At 47.4% G+C, this 24,507-nt stretch carries 21 protein-coding genes and 2 pseudogenes; 6 read left to right on the forward strand and 17 right to left on the reverse strand.

Annotation, left to right across the window (positions count from 1 at the left end):
- Positions 1–23: 23 nt before the first annotated feature.
- The gene (locus tag CBP12_RS07920) at positions 24–1,289 is read left to right on the forward strand and encodes an HlyC/CorC family transporter (RefSeq protein WP_086963950.1); all 1,266 of its coding nucleotides are present in this window, start codon (positions 24–26) and stop codon (positions 1,287–1,289) included.
- Positions 1,290–1,357: 68 nt separating this feature from the next.
- On the opposite strand, the gene CBP12_RS07925 is transcribed toward CBP12_RS07920, so the two are convergent.
- The 5 genes and pseudogenes from CBP12_RS07925 to rlmD form a co-directional block, all read right to left on the reverse strand.
- Entirely contained in the window at positions 1,358–1,813 is a 456-nt protein-coding gene (locus tag CBP12_RS07925; RefSeq protein WP_086963951.1) for an Rrf2 family transcriptional regulator, read from the reverse strand.
- A 167-nt stretch (positions 1,814–1,980) separates the two neighbouring features.
- Positions 1,981–2,750: pseudogene (locus tag CBP12_RS07930) on the reverse strand (tetratricopeptide repeat protein).
- A 110-nt stretch (positions 2,751–2,860) separates the two neighbouring features.
- Positions 2,861–3,664, reverse strand: coding sequence for a nucleoside triphosphate pyrophosphohydrolase (gene mazG / locus CBP12_RS07935; RefSeq protein ID WP_086963952.1), 804 nt, complete (start codon positions 3,662–3,664; stop codon positions 2,861–2,863).
- 70 nt (positions 3,665–3,734) lie between these two features.
- Positions 3,735–5,948, reverse strand: a complete 2,214-nt coding sequence (gene relA, locus CBP12_RS07940) for a GTP diphosphokinase (protein WP_086963953.1) — start codon at positions 5,946–5,948, stop codon at positions 3,735–3,737.
- A gap of 9 nt (positions 5,949–5,957) precedes the next feature.
- Positions 5,958–7,274: a 23S rRNA (uracil(1939)-C(5))-methyltransferase RlmD gene (gene rlmD, locus CBP12_RS07945; protein WP_086963954.1), complete on the reverse strand. Its 1,317-nt coding sequence runs from the start codon at positions 7,272–7,274 to the stop codon at positions 5,958–5,960.
- An 80-nt stretch (positions 7,275–7,354) separates the two neighbouring features.
- Between rlmD and barA the strand changes: the two genes are divergently transcribed.
- Positions 7,355–10,078 carry a two-component sensor histidine kinase BarA gene (gene barA, locus CBP12_RS07950; protein WP_086963955.1) on the forward strand — a complete coding sequence of 908 codons (2,724 nt, stop codon included), beginning with the start codon at positions 7,355–7,357 and terminating at the stop codon, positions 10,076–10,078.
- A 69-nt stretch (positions 10,079–10,147) separates the two neighbouring features.
- Here barA and pdxJ read toward each other — a convergent pair whose 3' ends face one another.
- From pdxJ to rpoE, 10 genes and pseudogenes are all read right to left on the reverse strand, one after another.
- Positions 10,148–10,885: a pyridoxine 5'-phosphate synthase gene (gene pdxJ / locus CBP12_RS07955; RefSeq protein WP_086963956.1), complete on the reverse strand. Its 738-nt coding sequence runs from the start codon at positions 10,883–10,885 to the stop codon at positions 10,148–10,150.
- Entirely contained in the window at positions 10,878–11,588 is a 711-nt protein-coding gene (gene recO, locus CBP12_RS07960; protein WP_086963957.1) for a DNA repair protein RecO, read from the reverse strand. Before recO ends, pdxJ begins: the two co-directional genes overlap by 8 nt.
- Positions 11,588–12,492: pseudogene (gene era, locus CBP12_RS07965) on the reverse strand (GTPase Era). Before era ends, recO begins: the two are co-directional and overlap by 1 nt.
- Positions 12,489–13,157, reverse strand: coding sequence for a ribonuclease III (gene rnc, locus CBP12_RS07970; protein ID WP_086963958.1), 669 nt, complete (start codon positions 13,155–13,157; stop codon positions 12,489–12,491). Before rnc ends, era begins: the two are co-directional and overlap by 4 nt.
- Positions 13,157–14,071, reverse strand: a complete 915-nt coding sequence (gene lepB, locus CBP12_RS07975; protein WP_086963959.1) for a signal peptidase I — start codon at positions 14,069–14,071, stop codon at positions 13,157–13,159. The genes rnc and lepB overlap by 1 nt, the downstream gene beginning before the upstream one ends.
- A gap of 3 nt (positions 14,072–14,074) precedes the next feature.
- Positions 14,075–15,871 (reverse strand): translation elongation factor 4, encoded by a 1,797-nt coding sequence (gene lepA, locus CBP12_RS07980; protein ID WP_086963960.1) that lies wholly within the window; start codon positions 15,869–15,871, stop codon positions 14,075–14,077.
- Positions 15,872–15,992: 121 nt separating this feature from the next.
- Entirely contained in the window at positions 15,993–16,460 is a 468-nt protein-coding gene (locus CBP12_RS07985; RefSeq protein WP_086963961.1) for a SoxR reducing system RseC family protein, read from the reverse strand.
- 41 nt (positions 16,461–16,501) lie between these two features.
- Positions 16,502–17,557 (reverse strand): MucB/RseB C-terminal domain-containing protein, encoded by a 1,056-nt coding sequence (locus CBP12_RS07990; protein WP_232455038.1) that lies wholly within the window; start codon positions 17,555–17,557, stop codon positions 16,502–16,504.
- Positions 17,558–17,572: 15 nt separating this feature from the next.
- Entirely contained in the window at positions 17,573–18,169 is a 597-nt protein-coding gene (locus tag CBP12_RS07995) for a sigma-E factor negative regulatory protein (protein ID WP_232455039.1), read from the reverse strand.
- A gap of 16 nt (positions 18,170–18,185) precedes the next feature.
- Positions 18,186–18,764 carry an RNA polymerase sigma factor RpoE gene (gene rpoE, locus CBP12_RS08000; protein WP_086963962.1) on the reverse strand — a complete coding sequence of 193 codons (579 nt, stop codon included), beginning with the start codon at positions 18,762–18,764 and terminating at the stop codon, positions 18,186–18,188.
- Positions 18,765–18,947: 183 nt separating this feature from the next.
- Between rpoE and nadB the strand changes: the two genes are divergently transcribed.
- On the forward strand, positions 18,948–20,564 hold the full coding sequence (gene nadB, locus CBP12_RS08005; RefSeq protein ID WP_086963963.1) for an L-aspartate oxidase: 1,617 nt from the start codon (positions 18,948–18,950) through the stop codon (positions 20,562–20,564).
- A 79-nt stretch (positions 20,565–20,643) separates the two neighbouring features.
- On the opposite strand, the gene CBP12_RS08010 is transcribed toward nadB, so the two are convergent.
- Both CBP12_RS08010 and CBP12_RS08015 read right to left on the reverse strand, forming a co-directional pair.
- Positions 20,644–21,042, reverse strand: coding sequence for a protein YgfX (locus CBP12_RS08010; protein ID WP_086963964.1), 399 nt, complete (start codon positions 21,040–21,042; stop codon positions 20,644–20,646).
- Positions 21,011–21,274, reverse strand: coding sequence for an FAD assembly factor SdhE (locus CBP12_RS08015; protein ID WP_086965473.1), 264 nt, complete (start codon positions 21,272–21,274; stop codon positions 21,011–21,013). The genes CBP12_RS08010 and CBP12_RS08015 overlap by 32 nt, the downstream gene beginning before the upstream one ends.
- Before the next feature lie 135 nt (positions 21,275–21,409).
- Between CBP12_RS08015 and ygfZ the strand changes: the two genes are divergently transcribed.
- The 3 genes from ygfZ (at position 21,410) to CBP12_RS08030 (ending at position 24,505) form a co-directional block, all read left to right on the forward strand.
- Positions 21,410–22,312, forward strand: coding sequence for a CAF17-like 4Fe-4S cluster assembly/insertion protein YgfZ (ygfZ, locus tag CBP12_RS08020; RefSeq protein ID WP_086963965.1), 903 nt, complete (start codon positions 21,410–21,412; stop codon positions 22,310–22,312).
- Positions 22,313–22,409: 97 nt separating this feature from the next.
- Positions 22,410–22,847 (forward strand): PACE efflux transporter, encoded by a 438-nt coding sequence (locus CBP12_RS08025; protein WP_086963966.1) that lies wholly within the window; start codon positions 22,410–22,412, stop codon positions 22,845–22,847.
- 461 nt (positions 22,848–23,308) lie between these two features.
- On the forward strand, positions 23,309–24,505 hold the full coding sequence (locus CBP12_RS08030) for a M24 family metallopeptidase (protein ID WP_086963967.1): 1,197 nt from the start codon (positions 23,309–23,311) through the stop codon (positions 24,503–24,505).
- The last annotated feature ends 2 nt before the right edge of the window (positions 24,506–24,507 follow it).

Raw genomic sequence — 24,507 nt, forward strand, 5'->3', positions numbered from 1 at the left:
TGTTATGACACAGGACGGTCTGCTTGGACGATATTTCCACAGGTACCCTTAGTGGGATCCTGTTAGCGTTACTCTTTCTTTCTGCTTTTTTTTCAAGCTCTGAAACGGGCATGATGTCGCTCAACCGTTATCGGCTGCGCCACCTCGCACAAAATAATAATAAATCTGCTCAGCGCGTAGAGAAATTACTCGCGCGCCCTGATCGCTTAATCGGTTTGATATTAATTGGCAATAACTTAGTTAATATTATGGCCTCTGCGGTCGCTACTTTACTGGCGATCCGCTTATTTGGCGATGTGGGAGTGGCGATTGCCACCATTGGCTTAACCATCATTGTGCTGATTTTTTCTGAGGTAACTCCTAAAACCTTAGCCGCTTTGTATCCAGAGCGGGTGGCTTTTCCTGCCTCTTTTATTCTTAAACCCTTAATGTGGATTCTCTATCCGGCGGTGTGGACCATTAATGCCATTTCTAATGGTTTATTAATATTATTTCGCATTAATCCGCAGGGGCCAGAGGATAATGCCATTAGCTCTGAAGAATTGCGCAGTATAGTCAATGAAGCGGGGGCATTAATCCCTCGTCGCCACCAAGATATGTTGGTTTCAATATTGGATCTAGAAAAGGTAACCGTCGATGACATTATGGTGCCGCGCAATGAGATTTATGGCATAGATGTGACTCAAGACTGGAAAACGATTTCGCGCCGCTTAATGCAAAGTCCCCATACTAAGGTATTACTGTATCGGGATAATATTGATGATGCTTTAGGCTTTATCCATGCTCGAGATGCGCTGCGCTTATTAGCAAAAGAGGAATTTAGTAAAACTAATTTAATGCGTGCGCTGCGTGAGCTGTATTATATTCCTGAAGCGACGCCGCTTAATGTCCAGCTAGTTAAATTCCAGCGCAATAAAGAGCGTATTGGCTTAATTGTCGATGAGTATGGCGATATTCAAGGTCTAGTGACCTTGGATGATATTTTAGAAGAAATCGTCGGCGACTTTACCACCACTATTAGCCCCACCTTAAGTGATGAGATAAAACCGCTTGATGATGGCTCCTATCTCATTGAAGGCTCAGCCAGCATTCGCGATATTAATAAAGAGCTGGGCTGGAAACTGCCCTGTGATGGTCCACGCTCACTGAATGGTTTAATTTTAGAATACTTAGAAGAGATTCCCGAGGCCAATATTGGGCTGAGATTACTGGGCTATCCGCTGGAGATCTTAGAAGTTGAAAATAATATGATTAAACTGGTGCGAGTCTTGCCTCATTATTTTAAATAACCGCCAAATAGAAAAGGCCGCAATCAAATACTAGATTGCGGCCTTTTACTCATCAGCAAGTGAATAACTTATTGAACTTCTATACCGGCTACCGGCTCTAGCGCAGCAAAGACCGTCATTAACTCTTCACGATTACTGACTAAGTCGGCCAAAGTATAGCCCTCCATTACCCCGATAAATGCTTCCATCGCTTCTTTTAAGGCATCTTTTAAGCGACAGATTTTAACGAGGTAACAGGCAGGACTCCCACAATCAATGCCCTCAAGGTTATTTTCTAGGGCACGGATCACCTGTCCGACATTAATATCTTGCGGCGCTTGAGCTAAGCGTATCCCGCCATTTTTACCGCGGATTGCCCGCACATAGCCTTCACGGGCTAATTGGTTAACGACTTTCACTAAATGATTACGCGAAACATCATATAACTTTGATACGTGGGCAACTGAACTCAGTTCTCCCTCGGGCAAAGTCGCCAAGTACATTAGCGTTCTCAGACCAAAGTCAGTATAGGTGGTCAGCTTCATAAAGAGATCCCTGAGTGTGAAAAGGTGCATTTATTATACAATTTATTATAACAATGTGGCATTAATAAAAGTTAAGCAGCTAGTATATTCGAGCTTGCTAATTTTAACATCTAAATTACCTTATCTCGCTTCACACTATAACGCCATTGACCTCGAGCTAACTAAACCTAGAACAATAAGCGGTTATTAAGCTCTTTTACTTTTGCTGCTGGCATCTTGGCCGCTAAGCCAGCAGTTAAGCGCTGCGCTTCTTGATGGCGTTGTGGGTTTTCTAACACCATTTCTTTAAGCCATAAGTAGGCTTGTGGGTAATCGAGCGGGCTACCTTGGCCGCTTAATAACCACTTAGCCCAAGTAAATTGCGCTTTTTCTAAGCCTAAACTGGCCGCTTCTTGCATCAGTGGTAACGCCCGCTCGCGGTTTTTTTGTACTAAGGTGCCATCGTAGTAATACCGCCCCAGTTGTTCCAGTGCAGCAGGCAAGCCTTGCTCAGCGGCTTTCCACATCATACCTACCCCGCGGCGCGCTTGTGCCGGTACGCATACCCCCACGCTAACATATCGCCCCATAAAAATTGATAAGAGGGCAAGCGCAAGACTTCGGCTCTGGCTTCAATATCTTGCACAAGCTGGCAATCGTCTTTATCTCGCACCTGCTGTAAGTGGCGATTGGCATTAATCCACTCAATTAATTGATATTCTTCATATAAAGGTACGGCTCTAAGCTCGCCCTCAGCTAAGGCTGCAATGGCGGAGTCGACATCGGATTTGACTTCGCTGGCACTGTTACGCTCGCTATCGTCAGCATCGGGCTCAGTGAGCTTGGCTTGCGAGACCGCGGTAGTAATAGTGTCAGCAATAGGAGTAGCTGCCACCACAGGAGCAGCTCCCGCTTTAGGCGGCACTTGGGCTTGTGCAACAAGGGGGGTCGATATCATGGCACACAGCAGTATTGGCCCTAACTTTATTTTCATTATGGGTGTCCTCTTACACTGCAGTGGTTATCGGCATGAGTTATTAAAAATGAAGCTCTAGCGAAAAGTAGCGCTTAAGCGAGGTCTTGTTTCGCGCGTTGCCAGTAATGGTCTAATTCACCCGCGCTACACTTTTGGCAGTGTTTATTATCTTGGCGTAGTGCTTGCTCCACCTTACGAAAGCGCTGTTCAAATTTATTATTTGCCCCGCGCAATACCGCTTCTGGATCCTGCTTGAGGTGGCGCACTAAATTCACACATGCAAATAATACATCGCCCAGCTCATCCGCGATCCGCATCTTATCTTGATGAGCACGAGTAAGCTCGGCTTTCACTTCATCGAGCTCTTCATAAATTTTATCTATAACGGGAGATAATTCTTGCCAGTCAAACCCCACGCTCGCACAGCGTTTTTGTATTTTATTGGCGCGCGTCAGCGCTGGAAGGTTAAGCGCAATACCATCGAGCGCACTGGTCGCATTGGCATCGAGAAGCTGGCGCTCTTTTGCTTTAGTGGCTTCCCAGTTAGCTTTAACCGCAGCTTCTGTAGCGAGCGTTTGCTCACCAAAGACATGGGGGTGGCGGCGAATAAGCTTTTCACATACCGCTTGTATCACATCATTAAAATCAAACAGTGCCTGCTCTTTACCAAGTTGAGCATAAAACACCACTTGGAATAATAAATCCCCCAACTCCCCCGGCAACTCATTAAGCGCATTGCGAGTAATAGTGTCGGCCACTTCATAGGCTTCTTCTAAGGTATGAGGCACTATGCTGGCAAAGTTTTGTTTTTTATCCCACGGACAGCCAGCAATTGGGTCTCGAAGCTTGGCCATAATCGCCAATAGATCTTCAAGGGAATAAGCGGTATGTGGCATAACTTGTCCTAGTAAAAAGTAAACTCTAAAAAGCGCTATTGCTTTGCTTAGTTAATTCATAACCCATACCTTACAAGCGCTTAGCTTCAAAGACATCAGGCAGCTGGCTTATTTTAGCTAAAGCACGGCTGAGGCTATCCAAGTTATAAATACGCAGTGCCATGTCCATAGTGGCGGTTTGCTGCTTGCGATTAGAGCGGCTACTAAACTCCACCACATTAATTTTTTCATTGGCCAAAATGGTGGTGATATCGCGCAATAAACCAGATCTGTCATTAGCTAGCACGCGCAAGGTTATCTTATAACCTCCGGCACTGTCCTCACCCCAAATCGCCTCGACTAAGCGTTCAGGATGCTGAAGCTGTAGCTCTTTTAACTGTTCACAGTCATCTCGATGAATGGAAATACCACGGCCTTGGGTAATAAAGCCGGTAATTTCATCGCCAGGGATGGGTTGGCAGCAACGCGCAATATTTGTTAATAAATTACCTACGCCCTGCACCACTATGTGTCCTTTAGTGCTAACTGGCGTAGGCTTTTTTGCAGCGTTAAGCTCTAATTGCCTTAATACGGCTTGGTCTTGTTCATCACTGGTCGGCTTTTTATGTTGGCCTTGTACGTAATTAAGCAGTTGATTGATCCGCAGATCTCCACCACCAATGCCGGCTAATAAATCATCGAGGTGCTGCACATTAAAGCGCTCTAATACGCCTTTATTAATAGCAGAAAAGGCCAGACCTAAGCGCTCTAATTCTTTATCGAGCAGCTCACGACCGGCCACAATGTTCTTATCGCGGTCTTGTTTTTTAAACCAAGTACTCACTTTAGCGCGCGCACGACTGGTACGTAAAAATCCTTGATTAGGGTTCATCCAATCGCGACTAGGATTGGGCTGTTTTTGCGTAATAATTTCTACTTGATCGCCAGTTTGCAGCGTATAAGTAAAGGGCACAATGCGCCCCTCTATCTTGGCACCAATACAACGATGCCCTACTTGGCTGTGAATATAATAGGCAAAATCAAGCGGAGTAGCGCCCAGCGGCAAGTCCACCACTTCTCCTTTAGGAGTAAATACATACACTCTGTCTTCAAACACTTGGCTGCGCAGTTCATCGACTAAAGAGCCACTCTCTGCCATGTCTTCTTGCCAAGCTAATAGTTTTCTTAGCCAAGCGATTTTATCTTCAAAGCCGCTTTGTTTAACCGCTCCCGCTCCTTCTTTATATTTCCAATGAGCAGCCACTCCAAGCTCGGCATCTTGGTGCATTTGACTGGTGCGAATTTGAATTTCAACGGTTTTCCCCTCTGGCCCTAAGACCACGGTATGAATAGATTGGTAACCATTAGGCTTAGGGTTAGCGACATAATCATCAAACTCGCGAGGAATATGGCGAAATTGGGAATGCACCACGCCAAGCGCGCCATAACAGTCTTGCAGGTGGGAGGTGATCACCCGTACCGCGCGCACATCAAATAGCTCATCAAAATCTAAGCTCTTTTTTTGCATTTTTCGCCAAATGCTATAAATGTGCTTAGGGCGACCATACACGTCCGCATCTATTCCCGAGGCTAAGAGCGAGCTTTTTAAGCCGCTAACAAACTCGTTAATATACGCCTCGCGCGCTAGACGTTTTTCATGTAATAAAGAAGCTATTCGCTTATAGGTGTCAGGGTGCAGATAGCGAAACGATAAATCTTCCAACTCCCACTTCAGCTGGCCAATGCCAAGGCGATTCGCTAACGGGGCATAGATATTGGCAATTTCTTTAGCGACCAATACCCGAGTTTCTTCGTCGGCGCTCTTTACTTCGCGCAGGCAAGTAATGCGCTCGGCAAGTTTTATCACCACGGCGCGCACATCTTCCACCATGGCTAATAACATGCGTCTGACTTTATCAACTTGTGCTTCTGAGCTTTTATCGCTGTGCACATGTTGCAATGAGCGAATGGCTTCCATATCGAGCACGCCTTGTAACAAGCGCGTGATAGTGGCACCAAAATCTTGCTCTACCTCTGCCAAGGTTAAATGCTCGGCTTCCAAATAAGGATATAAAATAGCGGCCTTAATGGTATCAGTATCCATGCTCAGCGTGAGCAAGATGCCAACCATTTCTACCCCTTGCGCTTGCAACTGCAGCAAGGCCGACTGAGGCGCGTTAAGGCTTAAACAATACTCATATAAAGCACTAAACTGAGCACGCTCGTCTGGCGTGAATGGCAAGCTCGCCGTCCACTCTTCTAAACGGAAAGTGTCGGTAAGATGAGTATTGCGTACTGCTACCATAACTGTCCCTTAATTTAGCTCAAACAACGCCATCGCTTCACAATGTATTGTATGGGGAAACATGTCGATTAAACACAGCTGCACCAGTTTATAACCCGCGGCTAATAATGGCTGACTATCGCGCGCCAGCGTCACCGGATTACAAGATACATAGAGCAAGCGCTGGGGGGCAAGCTGGCATAAATAAGGCATGACGTGTTCGGCACCGGCACGGCCGGGATCGAGCAATACTCGTTCAAAACCTTGTTGTGCCCACGGCGCTGTCGTAAAGTCTGTGGCTAAGTCGGCGCGAAAAAATTCAGCCTGACTCACGCCTTGCTCTTCGGCATTACCCCTTGCCTGCTCCACCATTTCCATGACGCCTTCGACAGCCACCACACTGTGACCCGCGGCGGCTAACGGCAATGAAAAATTACCCACCCCACAAAACAGATCTAATATTCTGTCTCCTGGCTCTGGTGCTAACCAAGCTTTAGCTTTGTTCACCAGCTGACTATTTAAGGGGCCATTAATTTGAATGAAATCCCCAGGTGTAAATGACAATTTTATATTATCTATTTGATAATAAAGCGAAAATGGAACATGTAAAGGGCGGCGACTATGATCATCTTGTAAAAAGAGCGCCACCTCACGCTCCTGAGCAAAAGTCAGTAATAAGTCCAGATCCCCAGCCGATAACGTCGCGGTGTGGCGTAATAATAGCGCCACGCCCTCGGCGGCTTCATAAAGCTCAATATGTCCTAGATGCTTATTGCCTTTTAGCTGGTTTAGCAGCTGTCGAATTGCCACAATTAATGCCGATAATGCGGGGCGTAATACGCCGCAATGGTCAATTTCCACTAACTGATGAGACTGACGACGCCTAAACCCCAGCGCTACCCCTTTGCCCTGACGGCGAATCGCTAAGCGGGCAACGCGGCGATAACCTTGAGTTGCGCCCTCATTTAGCCACTCAAATTCAGGTAAATCAGTCATACCTTGGCGGGCAAACAGCTGGCTTACGGTGCGCGCTTTAAGGGCGCGCTGCTCGCTCGGTGCCATATGCTGTAATGAGCAGCCACCGCATTCATTAATATAGGCGCAAAATGGGGTGGTGCGTGTAGCAGCACTACTTAATACTTTTAATAAGCGCGCCGTTTGATATTTCGCATTTTTCTGTATCAAACTAACGCGAACTCGCTCTCCTTTTAAGGCACCGGCTACATATAACGGCTTACCTTGATAGAGAGCAACGCCTAGGCCATGACTGTTTATCTCGGCGATAGTTATCTCAAAAGGCGCTTGGCCGGTGGGCTTGGATTTTTTTTCCTTAAAGAACTGAACCATAAACGTGGAGGCCTCGAACCGGCTATGTCATCATAAGCGTCTGTTGATTTAAGACTGGCATTGTCCCACATTCGCCTACTATGACCAAATACGGCCTGCGAGCCAGAATACTCGCCTACACCCTGATCCCCACCTTGCTGATTGGTGTTTTTTTAGCCAGCTACTTCACCGTTAGCCGCTATCAGCAATTGGAAAATGCCTTGATCCGCCAAGGCGTTAATGTGATTGAGCCCATGGCGCTTGCCAGTGAGCTACCACTGAGTAATCGCAATCGGGAAGCGCTTAATCGCTTGTTAAGCAATATCCACCGCAATAATAGCCCCTTAATTAGCGCTATTGCCTTATTTGACGATCAAGGAAAATTGCTGGTCACCTCTAATTATCATAAAGATTTTAATGTGCTGAGCTTAAAGGATGGCGAGTCCATTCCCTTATCAACCACAGTGGAAACGCGAGAGGGTGACATAGTGTTGCGCACGCCAGTCTTAAGCGATGCCATTAAGTCAGAGGCTATCTGGGAAGATGTCGCGGCTAAGCCTCTTGGCTATATCTCCATGCAGCTCACCAACGACTCCGCCATGCTAGTGCACTATAAAGAAACCTTTATGGCTGGGTTAATTGTGTTACTGGGCGTGTTGTTAAGTACCCTTTTTGGCCTGCGCTTAATTAAGGGCGTTTCGCAACCTATTACTGATATGATCACCGCTATTTATAAAATACGCGAGGGGCGACTTGATACTCGGGTGCACGGTGAGTTTACCGGTGAAATGCACATGCTTAAAAATGGCATTAATGCCATGGCCAAATCCCTTGCCGAATATCATGAAGAAATGCAGCAAAATATTGACCAAGCGACCTCTGACTTGCGAGAGACGCTAGAGCAAATTGAAATTCAAAATATTGAGTTAGATATGGCTAAAAAACGCGCCCAAGAAGCAGCGCGCGTTAAAACAGAATTTTTAGCCAACATGTCTCATGAACTACGCACACCACTGAATGGCGTCATTGGCTTTGCCCGCCAGCTGCAAAAAACCCGCCTCAGCACTAATCAACTGGATTACCTCACCACCATAGAGAAGTCGGCGCAAAATTTACTGAGCATTATTAATGACATTCTTGACTTCTCTAAGTTAGAAGCGGGCAAGCTGACTATGGAGCACATTCCGTTTTCATTGCGCGATACGCTCCAAGAGGTGATGACACTATTAGCGCCAAGCGCCCACGACAAAGGCCTAGAGCTATCAATGCGCGTGGACGCGGCGGTACAAGATAGTTTAATGGGCGATGCGCTGCGCTTGCAGCAGGTACTCACTAACCTTGTGGGCAACGCCATTAAATTTACCGAACAAGGCAACGTAGATGTACGAGTCGATGTCAGTCCTGCCAGTTTACCTGAGCGGGCGGCGCTGTGTATCCACGTTAAAGACACCGGCATTGGTATTACCGATCAGCAGCGTCGCCAGTTGTTTCAAGCATTTAACCAAGCCGACTCCAGCATTTCACGCCGCTATGGCGGTACTGGCTTAGGATTAGTGATCACACAAAAATTGGTACAGCAAATGGCGGGGCGCATTAGGCTGCACTCGGAGCCTGGTGTCGGCTCGGTATTTAGTTTTACCTTAGAGCTAGACCAAGCCAGAGTGCCGTTAGCCGAGCCACTGCCATTGGCTGAGCTCAGTCAAAAAAGTGTCTTTTATCAAGAGGCCGATGAATTTAGCTACCGCGCAACTCAAGCCCTATTACGTGAATGGGGCGTCACCTTAGTAAATGAGTCGAGCTTAAGTAGTTGCCTAGATTATGTATTACTGGGCTTTAGCCCTCATGCCCTACCCAGTGAAATTGAGCAAAGCATTTCTCAATTTAAGCAACAAGGCCATAAGGTTGTGGTGTTACTTAGCTCCACTGACCCTCTATTAGCTGAGGCGCTCATTAACAGTGGCGCTGAGCTTTGTTTAACAAAACCCGTGCATTATCAAAAGCTCGCTCACGCGCTGACGCAACCTAATGTACTGTCTTTACCTTATTTATTACCTGCTACCCAAGTGGCATTACCCAGCTTAGCGGCCACTCAAAAACAAACGATGCGAGTGTTAGCCGTCGATGATAATCCCGCCAACTTAAAACTCATTAGTGCGCTATTAAGTGAGCAAGTAAGCCAAGTAGATACCTGCTCTAATGGCCAAGAAGCCCTTAATTTAGCTACCGTTAATCATTATGATGTCATTTTTATGGATATTCAGATGCCGCTGCTTGATGGCATTCAAGCAACTCAAGAAATCCGTAAAAGTAGCGGCCCCAATCGCCATACTCCCATTATTGCCGTGACCGCTCATGCCATCGCGGGCGAGAGAGAGCGCTTAATGCGCCAAGGAATAGACGACTACTTAGCAAAACCACTAGATGAGCGCATGCTGGCCGAGCTTATTCGCCGCTTTGCCCGCCCTGTGACCACACCTGACGCTAGCCATAGCCAAATAAACTGGCCACTGGCCCTTAGCCGTGCGGGTAATAAAGAACACCTTGCTAAAGAGATGTTGCGCTTATTACTTGAAACCATAGATGAATGCGAGCCTTTACTTAATAAAGCGGTAAACAGTGAGCTAGAGAGCCAAACACTCCATAGCGCTATTCATAAGCTCCATGGGGGCAGTGTTTACTGTGGTGTGCCTCAGCTACAGGCATTATTAGCACAACTTGAACAAGCACTGCTTGCCAAGCAGCCAGTCAGTGCTATAGAGCCGGAGTTACTGGAATTACTGGAGCGCTTTGCCCAAATTCGCCACCAAGCTAAGCACTATGTATAACGGCTAGGAGTAGTGAGTAGTGAGTAGTCTAGGAATTAGAGACTCGGAGCTGGTCCGAGTCTGGAGTGATTAAATGCCTTGTCGGGCATCTTGCATAAGACGCTTCATATCGCGGATGGCTTTTTCTAATCCCTCAAAGGCGGCGCGCGCAATAATGGCATGCCCAATATTAAGCTCATGCATCTCAGGAATAGCCGCTATGGGTTTTACATTATGATAATGCAAGCCATGTCCTGCGTTCACCTTAAGGCCAGCATCACTGGCGTAGGCTGCACTGGCCGCAATGCGCTTTAGCTCCGCACCTTGCTCTGCTTCATTTTGCGCATTAGCATAATGGCCGGTATGAATTTCGATATAAGGGGCGCCGGTAGCTAGAGCGGCATCAATTTGCTGGCGCTCTGCATCAATAAATAACGACACTTTGATCCCAGCTTCGCTTAAACGACGTACGGCAGCCGTTATTTTTTCTAGTTGCCCTGCCACATCTAAGCCGCCTTCAGTGGTCACCTCTTCGCGTTTCTCTGGTACTAAACAGACATAAGTGGGCTTGACTCGACAGGCGATATCTAACATTTCATCGGTCACCGCCATTTCTAAATTCATGCGTGTTTGAATGGTTTCATTTAGTATCTCTATATCCCGGTCCACAATATGGCGGCGGTCTTCACGTAAATGCACAGTAATGCCATCGGCACCCGCCAGCTCAGCAAGGGTTGCCGCATACACAGGATCCGGATAGTTAGTGCCTCGCGCATTACGCAAGGTAGCAATGTGATCGATATTAACGCCTAAAAATAATTCACTCACTGCGACTTCCTCTCTTTCCTTTGATAAAGAGCGCACGACTGCGCAAAGGCCGCCCCCCTAAATAAGGAGCCAAAGCTTGACGACTAAACTGTTTTGCAGCTAACAAGATATCACTGGAACTTAAATCTAGCTCGGCGAGAGCCAGCAGATGCTCACCTAAATAAGCGCCGCTTTGGTAGCGCTCAACCCGACTAAACCCTGCTTCTGCTTGATACTGATACCAAGCTTTGGCAACAACGCCTTCGCCGGTGTGGGCATCAACAGCAAAATCTACGCCATAGCCTAAAACATTCAGCATATAAAACTCAAAATGGCGCAAACAAGGCTCAAGGGCCTCACCGGCGGCCAATTTGTGTAAGGTGGTTTGATAAGCCTCAAACACCTCATCAAACGGGGTGTGGGCCTCTAATAGGTAATAAATAAGCTCATTAAGATACAGGCCACTGTATAACGCCGTGCGGGTAAGGCGAATCGCCGGCGCCGTGGCTTCTGCTTTAAATAAAGTTTTAAGCTCACCTTTACCACCAAAGGTGAGACTTAGAGGCACAAAGGGCTGTAATAGCCCTTTTAGGGGAGAGCGTGGCTGGCGGCTGCCTTTAGCAATTAAGCTTTGACGGCCTTGTTCTTGGGTGAACACCTCCACCAGCTGGCTGGTTTCACGATAGGGGCGGCTATGAATAACAAAGGCGGCATGGCCTTTCATTAATCTTCACCATACCCCAAGCTACGCAAAGCACGTTCATCATCGGCCCAGCCCGACTTCACTTTCACCCACAGCTCAAGAAATACTTTTTGCTCAAGTAAATTTTCTAAGTCTAACCGGGCTTCGGTGCCAATCACTTTGAGTTTTTCGCCCTTATTACCAATCACCATGCGTTTTTGACCACTGCGCTCTACTAAGATCAGGCCATTAATACACACCACGCCCTTATCATTTACTTCATAGCGCTCAATCTCTACCGTCACTGAGTAAGGTAATTCCTCCCCATAAAGCGCATAATTTTTTCACGAATAATTTCTGCAGCCATAAAGCGCGACGAGCGATCCGTGATGTAATCTTCTGGAAAATGATGAGGCGAGGGCTTTAAGCGCTGGCGCGCCAGTTTCGCGATAGTGTCGACATTGGTGCCCTTTTCCGCCGACAACGGCACTATATCAGCAAAGTCCATTAGGCTAGATAACCACTGCATATGCGGCAACAGCTCTTCTTTGGTTTCCACATTATCAATTTTATTGATTGCCAATACCACAGGGCACGTTAACCGGCGTAACTTATTGAGCACCATCTCATCATCAGGCGTCCACTTTGTGCCCTCTACCATAAAGATCGCCATTTCCACATCGCCTAATGAGCTAGAGGCGGCGCGGTTCATAAGGCGATTAATGGTGCGTTTTTCTTCAATGTGTAAACCTGGCGTATCCACATAGATAGCTTGATAAGCGCCCTCGGTATCTATGCCCATAATACGGTGGCGAGTCGTTTGCGGCTTACGGGAAGTAATACTGACCTTTTGCCCTAACAGCTGATTAAGCAAGGTCGACTTACCCACATTAGGGCGCCCCACAATGGCAATAAAGCCACAATATGTTTGTTCTGGTGAGCTCATAGCAAGACTTCCAATGCATGTTCGGCCGCAGATTGTTCGGCCTTACGACGACTAGTACCGATGCCAATCACAGGCTCTGCCATGCCTTCAATTTGGCAGTGCACGGTAAATTTTTGGTTATGGGCTTCGCCAATGACTTGCTCAACGGTATAAGTGGGCAGCGGTTTGCGCTTACCTTGCAATAATTCTTGCAGACGAGTCTTAGGATCTTTTTGCTCAATACCGGGCTGGATAGCGTGTAAACGATCTTCATACCAGCCTAATAAGATGCTTTGCATCTGTTCGATATTTGCATCCAGATAGATAGCACCAATAATGGCTTCTACCGCATCCGCTAAAATAGACTCGCGGCGAAAGCCACCGCTTTTTAGCTCGCCCGGCCCTAAAATTAAATAATCGCCAAGCTCAAACTCCCGCGCCAGCTCTGCCAAGGTTTTTTCACGCACTAAAGTGGCGCGCATCCTCGACATATCGCCCTCGTTAACCTTAGGAAAGCGATGAAACAGCGCATCGGCAATCACCATGCTTAATAAGGAGTCACCTAAAAACTCTAACCGCTCATTATGGCGAGCACCCGCACTGCGATGCGTTAAGGCGCGCACCAACATACTTTGATCGATAAAGGTATAACCCAGTTTTTTTTCTAAAATGTGCAATTTTTTCATTAATGAATAGCGCCTATGCGGCTAAAGCGGACATTACTGGGCACCCATGTTGGCAACCAGCTGTCGGCGTTGCGTTCAAATTCAAAGCTAATCCAGATAGCAACCGCTTTACCTACTAAGTTCTCTTGTGGCACAAAGCCCCAAAAGCGACTGTCGGTGCTGTTGTCTCTGTTATCACCCATAGTAAAATAATGTCCAGCAGGCACTACCCATTCATTTTGCGCGGTATTAGGTTGGCCATAATATAACTGGATAGGATCGGGGCGTTGGGGGTTTTTTAATATATCGTGCCCACGTTCTGTTAACGCTTCTGAAAAACGCTCAAGCGCCACCCCTGATTGAGAAAACTCCCCTACTTCACCTGCGCTTAAGGCCACAGGTGCAAAATCAGGACAGTCATCGCCCGCACAAGCAGGTTTAATAAACAGTTGTTTGTCTTGATAAACGATGCGATCCCCAGGCAGGCCAATCACCCGTTTAATATAATCAATACGGGTATCTTCAGGGTATTTAAATACCACTACATCGCCGCGTTTAGGCTCACCGGTTGGGATCAAAGTGGTATTACTGATGGGCTCTTTTAAGCCATAAGCAAATTTTTCCACCAAGATAAAATCACCCACCAATAAGGTCGGCATCATAGATCCTGAAGGAATTTGAAACGGCTCATAAATAAAAGAGCGCAACACTAACACCGCCGCAATCACGGGAAAGATAGAACGCGCTTGCTCCACCCAACCCGGGACACGGGCGACTCGCGCCAACACGGCTTCGTTCACTTGATTACCGTGTGCGGCTTGAGTTTTAGCAATTGTACGCGCCCGCTCTGGACCCCAGCGCCATTTATCTAGCGCCCAAATAATGCCGGTCACCAAGGTGACCAGCACTAAGATCAAGGCAAAATTACTCGCCATAACTTACTTGTCCTTTCCGACATGTAGAATTGCTAAGAAGGCATCTTGAGGAATATCGACCCGGCCCAATGACTTCATGCGCTTTTTACCTTCTTTTTGCTTAGAAAGTAGCTTTTTCTTACGACTCACGTCGCCACCATAACACTTAGCGGTAACGTCTTTACGTAAGGCTTTTACAGTGCTGCGTGAGATAATTTGGCTACCAATTGAGGCTTGAATAGCAATATCAAACATTTGGCGCGGGATCAGCTCGCGCATTTTATCAACCAATAACCGGCCACGATACACAGCGTTCGCTTTATGGGTGATCACTGCTAGAGCATCGACGCGATCCCCATTAATCATAATATCTAAGCGCACCATGTCAGCCGTTTCAAAGCGACTAAAACCATAATCTAGCGAGGCATAGCCGCGGCTGCAAGATTTTAAGCGATCAAAGAAGTCTAACACCACTTCCGCCATCGGAATATCATAGGTAAGTGCCACTTGGTTACCGTGATAAACCATATTCTTTTGCACGCCGCGCTTTTCAATACACAGCGTAATCACGTTGCCTAAGTATTCTTGCGGTACCAGTATATGACACTCAGAGATAGGCTCGCGCAGCTCTTCAATTTCATTTAAAGCCGGTAAGTTAGAGGGGCTAGAAACATAGATAATATTGCCATCGGTTTTTACCACCTCATACACGACCGTAGGTGCTGTGGTAATTAAGTCCAAGTCATATTCACGCTCTAAGCGCTCTTGGATAATTTCCATGTGCAATAAGCCAAGGAAACCACAGCGAAACCCAAAGCCTAGGGCATTAGACGTTTCTGGCTCATAGAATAAAGAGGCATCGTTTAGCGATAATTTATCTAGGGCATCACGAAAGGTCTCATAATCATCGGCAGAGATAGGGAATAAACCCGCATACACTTGTGGCTTCACTTTTTGAAAACCAGGTAAGGCCAGCTCAGCACCATGTTTGGCATGGGTGAGTGTATCGCCTACCGGCGCGCCATGAATTTCTTTAATGCCGCACACTACCCAGCCTACTTCACCACAGCCTAAGCCGTCGGTGTCGGTTTGTTTAGGTGTAAAAATACCAATGCGATCCACGCCCCAGACTTGCCCGGTGGTCATCACTTTGATTTTATCGTTTTTCTTAAGCTGGCCATGTTTAATACGCACCAAAGACACCACGCCTAAGTAGGGGTCAAACCAAGAGTCGATAATCAAGGCTTGTAGCGGCGCCTCAGGATCGCCCTCGGGCGCTGGAATTTGACTAACAATGCGCTCTAGTACTTCATTCATACCGACGCCAGTTTTAGCTGAGCAGCGCACGGCGTCCATGGCGACAATACCAACAATATCTTCTATTTCGGCTGCTACGCGCTCAGGTTCGGCCTGAGGTAAGTCGATTTTGTTTAAAATCGGCACCACTTCTAGATCCATATCTAGCGCGGTATAGCAGTTGGCCAAAGTCTGTGCCTCAACACCCTGACCTGCGTCTACTACCAGCAAGGCGCCTTCACAAGCGGCCAAAGAGCGGGACACCTCATAGGAAAAGTCCACGTGTCCTGGGGTATCAATAAAGTTCAGCTGATAGGTTTCGCCGTCGTCGGCCTGGTAGTTCAGGGTCACACTTTGCGCTTTAATGGTAATGCCACGCTCGCGCTCCAGATCCATGGAGTCGAGCACTTGTTGCTGCATTTCACGATCTGACAAGCCGCCACACACCTGGATCAAACGATCGGACAGGGTGGACTTGCCGTGGTCAATATGAGCGATGACGGAAAAGTTACGAATGTGCTTCATGATGCGATAAGGAGTCCGTAGTCTGAAAAGCAAAGGTGAAAGGCAGGATTCTACTGGATTAGCATTACCGAGGCCAATCCTTAGTCAATATTGGTTTAGTAAGCCATTCAGGGAGAGGCAGCTAGGGGGTGTCGAGATCCTGTGCCAGCTGGGTAGAGGCTAACATGGTAGAGAGGATCACCGGCTCAGTCACTAATTGCCCGCCCCGGTCTGCCCAGCGCGCCGCCAGTACAAACCCGAGTAAGCCGCCCACAGCCGCACCCAGTATGGTGCCGCCGTCGCCCAAGCCAAGGCCGATGCTCGCGCCTAATGCGCCAGCCATGACTAATAGTAACGGCAATAAATAGACTAAAAAAGCGCTGCTAATCAGGCTGTGCTCAGGAATGCCGATCCGCACTTGTTGATTAACGGTCAAGCTTAAGTCGGTCGCGATTAAAAAACGGTGATCTCGCCCTGGAAGTGCTTTAGACACAATGCCAGTACCACAGTGGCTGCTTTGTTTGCATTGACCACAGGCTGACTTACTAAAACACACTACTTCCACCTTGCCATCGTATACGGCAGAAACAGTGGCAATTTCTTCAATCATAAGCAACGCTCGCTACAGTTCGTTCAACCACTTGGCCTAGATTAAGGCTTCTCGACTCGACTAATACTCTCAACAATATGGCGCGCAGTTTCTACAGGAATAGCTCCTACAACCGTAATATCGTTGCCTTCCGGTGAAGTGACACTTAATAAATGCGTGGCGCCTTGGCGAACTAATTGTTGTTTCACTTCCGCCGAAGGTTTGGCCTTACTTAAATAGACAGAGACATCGACTAAGCTGTTAGACAGCATAATATAATCCACCGACTGTTCGGTAATGGGCAACTTATGCTTATCTTGAGAGCGCAACTCAAAACCTGAAGGTAACCAGCCAAATTTCCAAGGCAGCGTCTGGCTAGCTCCCGGATAGACATCGGCAATGGATACCACAGCCGGTAAGTCAGCTTCTTTTAACTCTTTAATTAATGGGCTTGGCTGTTCACTTACTTTAAGCGCCACCCCCATACTTTGCTCTACTAAGTTGGCCTCTTCGCTAAGCGTGTCGAGCTTAACCAATAAGCCGGTTTCTTGATCTAGCCATAATACATAGCCGTAATAATCGGGGGACTTAGGCACTAAGCGCACCACTTGGGCTACTCGGCCAAGCACGCGACTGCGCCCCGCAGACACCGCATCGTAATGAGCATGTAACGAGCGCAGCGACATTTGCTGCAGTCGATAAAAAAGACCGGGTAGGCTTGAGTTTTTTAAGGTGTAGCCACCTTGGTTAGCATCAAAGAAGCTGGTTTCATCATCTCTTTGCACAAATTCACGAGGCCGCCCATTTAAGTGGGTTAAATGGGTAAACACTTGATTGTCTATATGGCCGCGCGTAAGACGCTTAGGCTCTAACTCTCCTTGGCTAAACTCAATCAGGGTGAGTTCAAAATTAAGCTCTTGATAGGCTTGCTGCATACGCGCTAATAAATCAGGTGCTGCCCCATCTTCGGCCAGCACCTGACTAGAAAAAACCCATGTCACGATCAGGAATACGGCACTCAGCCCCTGTTTTTTCAAAGTGTTTACCTTTCTTTTAACGCATTCATCAGTGTCATCATGGGCTTTATGCTGGATAACCTTATCCTTTTTTACTGCCACACCTTTTTCCTACCACTAGTGTTGGCGTAAACGCTGTTGTAGCTCATGATCCATTAGCAACTCATGAATACGTCTTTGCTGCTCTAACTGCGCTTGTTCTTGAGTAGGCTGCAGTGAGGAGTTTTTGTAATTTAAGCTCACCGGCGTCGCACCGCCATTCAAGGGCACGGTATTGAGTACCGGTGACTGTAAGTCTTGCTGGCTGTATTGCTGCACGCCCACAATTAAGGCAGCAGACACAGAAGCCGCGATAGCAAATTGCCCCGCATAACGCAGCATAGGCGCTAACTTACCAAAGCGCGCACGTACTACATTACTGTTGGTGCTCGGTGCAGATTGATTAGCGGGCTCAAGATTTGCCGTGGTATGAACGCCACTAAAGGGAGCGTCGTCGGCTAAAGCAGCCATCACGTTATCGCTCATATCCTGATGCAAATGCGTGGCGAGATCGCTGCGCAAAGCATCGCCATACAGATGGTAACGAGCAAAAGTACCGGCCATCTCAGGCTCATCGCTAAGTAATTCTAGCAATACTTTATCTTGTAACTCACCATCGACTAAGGCCGAAATCTGCTCTTTATTATTCGCAAGGTGTGCCATGTCGTTTGCCATAACAATTATTCTCCGTTCAACCCTGAAGTAACGGCTGGACTCGCTTATCGATAGCTTCTCGTGCTCGAAAAATTCGAGAGCGAACTGTTCCTACTGGGCAGTCCATCACGTTGGCTATGTCTTCGTAGCTCATCCCTTCCAACTCTCGCAAGGTTATCGCCGTTTTAAGATCTTCAGGCAGTGCGTTAATAGTGTCAAATACTGCCTGCTTAATCTCTTCTGATAGCATGAGTCGCTCAGGTGAAGCTTGATCTCTTAAGCCATTACCACCGTCGTAATACTCTGCGTCGTCTACTTCAACATCGCTACTAGGTGGCCGTCTTTTTTGTGCCACTAAGTAATTTTTCGCCGTGTTTACCGCAATGCGATACAACCAAGTATAAAAAGCGCTATCGCCTCTAAATCCGGGTAAGGCGCGATAGGCTTTAATAAAGGCTTCTTGCGTCACATCCGGCACATCACCTGAGTTGGACACATATCGTGAGACTAGGTTCGCTACTTTATGCTGATATTTTTTTACCAGTAAGCCGTAAGCGTTTTTATCACCACGCTGCACCCGTTCAACCAGCTGCTGATCTGTGAATTGATCGCTCATGGGAGCCGCGTAACCTCCGAATAATCCGATGTAACATGCCATCGGCTCGTAATAAGCGCACCTGTATTGACTACGGATGCGGAGAAAAGTTCTGAACTCATTTGAGATAGTTAATTCTGGCTGCGCCTACTGCTTGCATGGGATAACATAGAAAAACTATCCACCTTGGGTCAATGATACTTTATGAAGGATCCTGTTGAATACCTTTGCGACGTGCTCATTATTGGTAGTGGCGCCGCTGGCTTGTCTTTGGCTTTAAAACTGGCCGATCACGCCCAAGTACATCTACTCAGTAAAGGCCCCCTTGCAGAGGGCTCGACCTTCTACGCTCAAGGTGGCATTGCCGCCGTGTTTGATGAAACCGACAGTATCGAGTCTCATGTAGCCGACACCTTAATTGCCGGTGCTGGCCTGTGCGATCCTGCGGTGGTGGAATATACCGCCCGCCAAGCGCCGGATGCTATTCAATGGCTTATTGAACAAGGCGTGCCCTTTGATACCGAACCCTCAGCTCAAGGCAAAGCGGCGTATCACTTAACCCGAGAAGGAGGCCACAGTCATCGACGTATTTTTCATGCCGCCGATGCCACGGGAAAAGCGGTGCAGCTCACTTTAAATGAGCGAGTACGCCAACATCCTAACATTCATATTCTTGAAAGGGTCAATGCGCTGGACTTAATTACTAGCGCTAAGCTGGGAGATGACACCACTAAAACCGGCGAACCCAATCGTATCTTAGGTGCCTATGTCTGGAACCGCGATAAAGAGCGAGTGGAAACCATACAAGCACGTTTTGTGGCCATGGCCACTGGCGGTGCTTCTAAGGTTTACCAATATACTTCCAATCCCGATGTCAGCTCTGGCGATGGCATTGCCATGGCGTGGCGAGCAGGATGTAGAGTGGCGAATATGGAATTTAACCAATTTCATCCCACCAGCTTATTTCACCCCGATGATAACAACTTTTTGCTCACAGAGGCGCTGCGCGGTGAAGGTGCGCTGTTAAAACGCCCAGATGGCAGTCGCTTTATGCCAGATTATGACTCACGAGGCGAGCTAGCTCCGCGGGATATCGTGGCGCGCGCCATCGATCATGAGATGAAACGCCTGGGTGCCGAGTGCATGTATTTAGACATTAGCCACCAACCGCGCGACTTTATTCTTAAACACTTTCCTACTATTTATGAGCGCTGCTTAAAAGTAGGCATCGACATTACTTGTCAAGCGATGCCGGTAGTGCCTGCCGCGCATTACACCTGTGGCGGCGTAATGGTGGATGAGCATAGCCAAACCGATATTTCTGGTTTATATGCCATTGGTGAGGTCTCTTATACTGGCTTACACGGCGCTAATCGCATGGCGTCTAATTCTTTATTAGAGTGCATCGTCTTTGCTCGCGCCGCTGGTCAAGATATTCTAGCTAAGCTGGCTAGTACACCGCCTCCCCCTATCTTGCCACTGTGGGATGAAAGTCGAGTAGCCGACTCCGATGAAGAAGTGGTCATTCACCATAACTGGCATGAATTGCGGTTATTTATGTGGGATTACGTAGGCATTGTGCGTTCAAACAAACGCTTGGAACGAGCCAAGCGTCGAATTGAATTGTTACAGCAAGAAATTGAGGAATATTACCGCCACTTTAGAGTGAGTAATAATTTATTAGAGCTACGTAATTTGGCACAAGTCGCGGAGCTTATTATCCGCTCGGCCATGGCGCGCAAAGAATCGCGCGGCTTACACTACACCTTGGATTATCCAGACCCAGCGCCCGATCCTAAGCCGACAATCTTAGAGCCTTAAAAAACGCGGTACGTGTTACGCCATACGCTGTAAGTACAAAAGCGTGTTTATCTTTAACTTACGGCGTACAAAGTTAGGCTTACGGTCGTTTTTCTGGTGCTGCTTGCAATATTAATTGCGCTAGACGCCGATACACTCCGTCTGATACTGCGTCTTGAAAGAGCCAAGCACAAGGCAAGCGTTGCTCATCCAGCATAAGTAATAAAAAGCCGGGCCCTACTCGGCTGTGATGAGACAAGCGCCCTTGTTGGCCGTTAATCAGCAATTGACCTTGGTTATACTCTCCTCTTAGCACATAGCTGCGGCTGCGATAAACTAACCCGCCACAGACGAGTAACCACACCGGCGTAAACCACGGCAATATATCGCCTCGCAGTAAAAAATAGGCGGGTAGCCACCACAGGCTCGCCGCTGTTAACAAATAGTAAGCATGAAAGCGCGAAGCACTAGCGTTGATTTCGAATCTGGTTACGCTCAAGAATGAACTCCACCATGGCTTGAAACTCAGGCTGTGCTGAGCTTTGATGTCCCATTAACCAAGCAAATAAGTCAGGATCGTCACATTCCAATAACCGTTCAAATACTTGTTGCTGGCTAGGTGACAGCCCCTCGTACTCGTGCTCTACAAAGGGAGCGAGTAAGACATCTAGCTCCAACATGCCACGGCGGCACGCCCAGATTAAACGCGATTTATTAGTGGCACTCAGCATATGCATACCCAAAAGATAAAACGAAACTCATAGTATAAGCTCCAATGACTACTGACAAATGTGTTAGTCATCTTTACCATGGGGCTCACACTTGACTTACTTTAACCTTATTCCTTGCCTATAAAGGGAGCTTACATGTTGACTCTTTCTTCTTCTCCCACGTTATATCCACTGAGCGACCGAGGCGTAATTAGCCTCACCGGTGACGACAGAACCAAATATCTTCAAGGACAAGTGACCTGCGATGTTGCCTTACTCAATTCTGGTGAGGCGACCTTAGGCGGTCATTGTGACAGTAAAGGCCGCTTATGGGGCAGTTTTTGGCTAGCCAATCTAAGAGAGGAGTTATTACTCATTACTAACGCCTCTTTACTGGAGCGCCAATTACCAGAGCTGAAAAAATTTGCGGTGTTCGCTAAAACTGAGGTCGTCGATGCTACGCTACAATGGCAAGTATATGGTTTGGCGGGTGAGGGCTTATCTTATTGGCTTGATCAACAAGTCACAGGCGATAACCTCTGGCAAGGAGGTGTGGTTATTCCCGTAGCCGCTGAGCATGCTCTACTGGTCTTGCCTAAGGATTCACCGGCGCCTGAGTTACCGATCGGCAGTGAACAAGCATGGCGCGGTTTAATGATCCAAGCCGGCATACCAGAGCTACACGCCGAGCACCAAGGCGAATATATTCCCCAAATGCTAAACTTACAGGCACTCGATGGCATTAGCTTTACTAAAGGCTGCTATATGGGCCAAGAAACTGTGGCGCGAGCAAAATATCGCGGTGCCAATAAAAAAGTCATGTATATTTTATCTGGCACTGCCAGTGCGCCTATTAGTGTTAATCAAGATCTTGAGCTCCAACTGGGTGAGAACTGGCGCCGCGCCGGTACTGTATTAAATGTGTATCAAGATGGAGAGCAATGCTTAATCACCTCTGTGCTTAACAAAGATCTTGAAGCTGACACTGTGTTTCGCATTAAAGGACAAGACGACAGTCGTTTTAGCTTACAAACACTGCCTTACTCCTTAACTGAGTAAGCAGCCAAGCTCACTCCTCTCTTTTTAGGTTATTGCACACCCCTCTTAGCTAACACGGCTGAGATGGGTGTTTTATCTACTTTATATCGGAGTCATAATGCGTAATACCCTAGATCGTATTCGCCATACCTTAGGCTTTGAAATTATTGGCCTGCTTATTTTTACCCCCTTTGCCACCTTGTTCTTTGGTTATAACATGTTTGAAATGGGCTTAATGGCGGTAGTCGGCTCTATTATCGCGACCGTATGGAACTACATTTATAATGTGTTGTTCGATCACGCCATGGTAAAAGTTCGTCAAGACGTTCATAAAACTACTGCCATTCGTATTCTTCATGCCTGTCTTTTTGAAGGCGGACTCTTGGTCTTTTTCCTGCCTATGATTGCGTGGCATTTAAAGATTAGCTTGTGGGAAGCCTTTACCATGGGCATGGCCATGTCGGCTTTTTATCTTAGCTATGCCTTTGTCTATAACCTTATTTACGACAAAGTATTTCCGATCCCCGACAACTTGGCGCAAGCGCAACGCACCTGAAAGGATCAAGGCGATGAGCACTAATGCTCGCCCTCTTTAAACAACGCTCGGTTTAATTACCGAGCTGCTTGTTAGTCACGACAGCGTGAAGTTAATCACAATTCCCAAATAATTTAGCCAAGATTTTTAGCCACTTTGCGTCTATCTCCTCTTCATTATTCTTCCCTTAGCCCGCCTGCCCGCGCCTTACGCTCAACCATTTACACTTAGTAGCCACACCACGCACTAGTTAATATCGCCCCAGCACAGACTCAGTTCATTGCTATGCTCAAACTAAGGCCGCTTATAAGTCCGTTGTTTAACCAACTGAATACAGCGTCTCGTTCAACCCACATTACTCAATCTTGTCTGTTGTCTAACAGAGATAAAAATCAGCAACACTCACTCACAGGCGCGCCCTGTATTTAGCGTGCCAAGACCAAGACCTTAAGATTTATTATCAGCATTAAGTGAGATCGCCTATGCAGCTTCCTACTCCAAGCTTTTCACGCCAAGAATATCAGCAGCGATTAAGTAAGGTACGAGCTTCTATGGCACGTAAAAACTTACAAACGCTCATTATCCATGACCCCTCTAATATGGCGTGGCTAACAGGCTATGACGGCTGGTCTTTTTATACTCCGCAAGTGGTAGTAGTGGGTCCCGTAGGTGAGCCTTTATGGTTTGGTCGGCATATGGATGCTAATGGCGCCAAGCGCACCGCGTATTTACGCTCCGACCACATTACTTGGTATCCCGATTATTATGTAATGAATCCTTTGTTACATGCTATGGAGTACCTTGCCAACCAAGAGCTTAAGCCTAGAGCTTGGGCCTATGGCAAGGTAGGTGTTGAAATGGATAACTATTATTTTAGTCCCAAAGCCTATTTTTCATTGCGTGCTAATTTACCGAATGCGGAGCTTGTCGATGCCACCGGCTTAGTAAATTGGTGTCGCGCCATAAAATCAGAAACTGAGCTTAGCTATATGCGTATTGCGGCGCGGATCGTTGAACAAATGCATCAAGCAGCACTGGAAATGATAGAGCCAGGCTTACCCAAAAACCTACTGGTGGCCGAGATTTACCGCGTGGCTATGGAGGGGTATGAGGGGCATTACGGTGACTACCCAGCCATAGTGCCGATGCTGCCCTCGGGCGAGGATACTGCTGCCCCCCATTTAACTTGGGATGAGCGTCCTTTTAATAATAATGAAGCGACCTTTTTAGAATTAGCAGGCTGTCATCGGCGCTACCACTGTGTGCTATCGCGCACTATTTATTTAGGTAAGCCCACCAAAGACTTTTTACGCGCTAACGAAGCACTCAATGCGGGCTTAGAAGCCGGACTTGCGGCGGCAAAGCCTGGAAACCGCTGTGCCGATATTGCTGATGCGCTCAATGCCACCTTAGCGAAATACGGCTTTAACCGTGAAGGCGCACGCTGTGGCTACCCCATTGGTCTAAGTTACCCACCAGACTGGGGCGAGCGCACTATGAGCTTGCGCAACACCGACCAAACGCTGTTAAAACCGGGCATGACGTTTCATTTTATGCCGGGTCTTTGGCTAGATAACTGGGGGATGGAAACCACAGAAAGCATTGTTATTACAGAAAACGGCGTGGAAACACTCAGTCATTACCCAAGGAAGTTATTTGTTAAAAATAACCCCCGTTAAGC

Source organism: Oceanisphaera avium (assembly GCF_002157875.1).
Classification (GTDB): domain Bacteria; phylum Pseudomonadota; class Gammaproteobacteria; order Enterobacterales; family Aeromonadaceae; genus Oceanimonas; species Oceanimonas avium.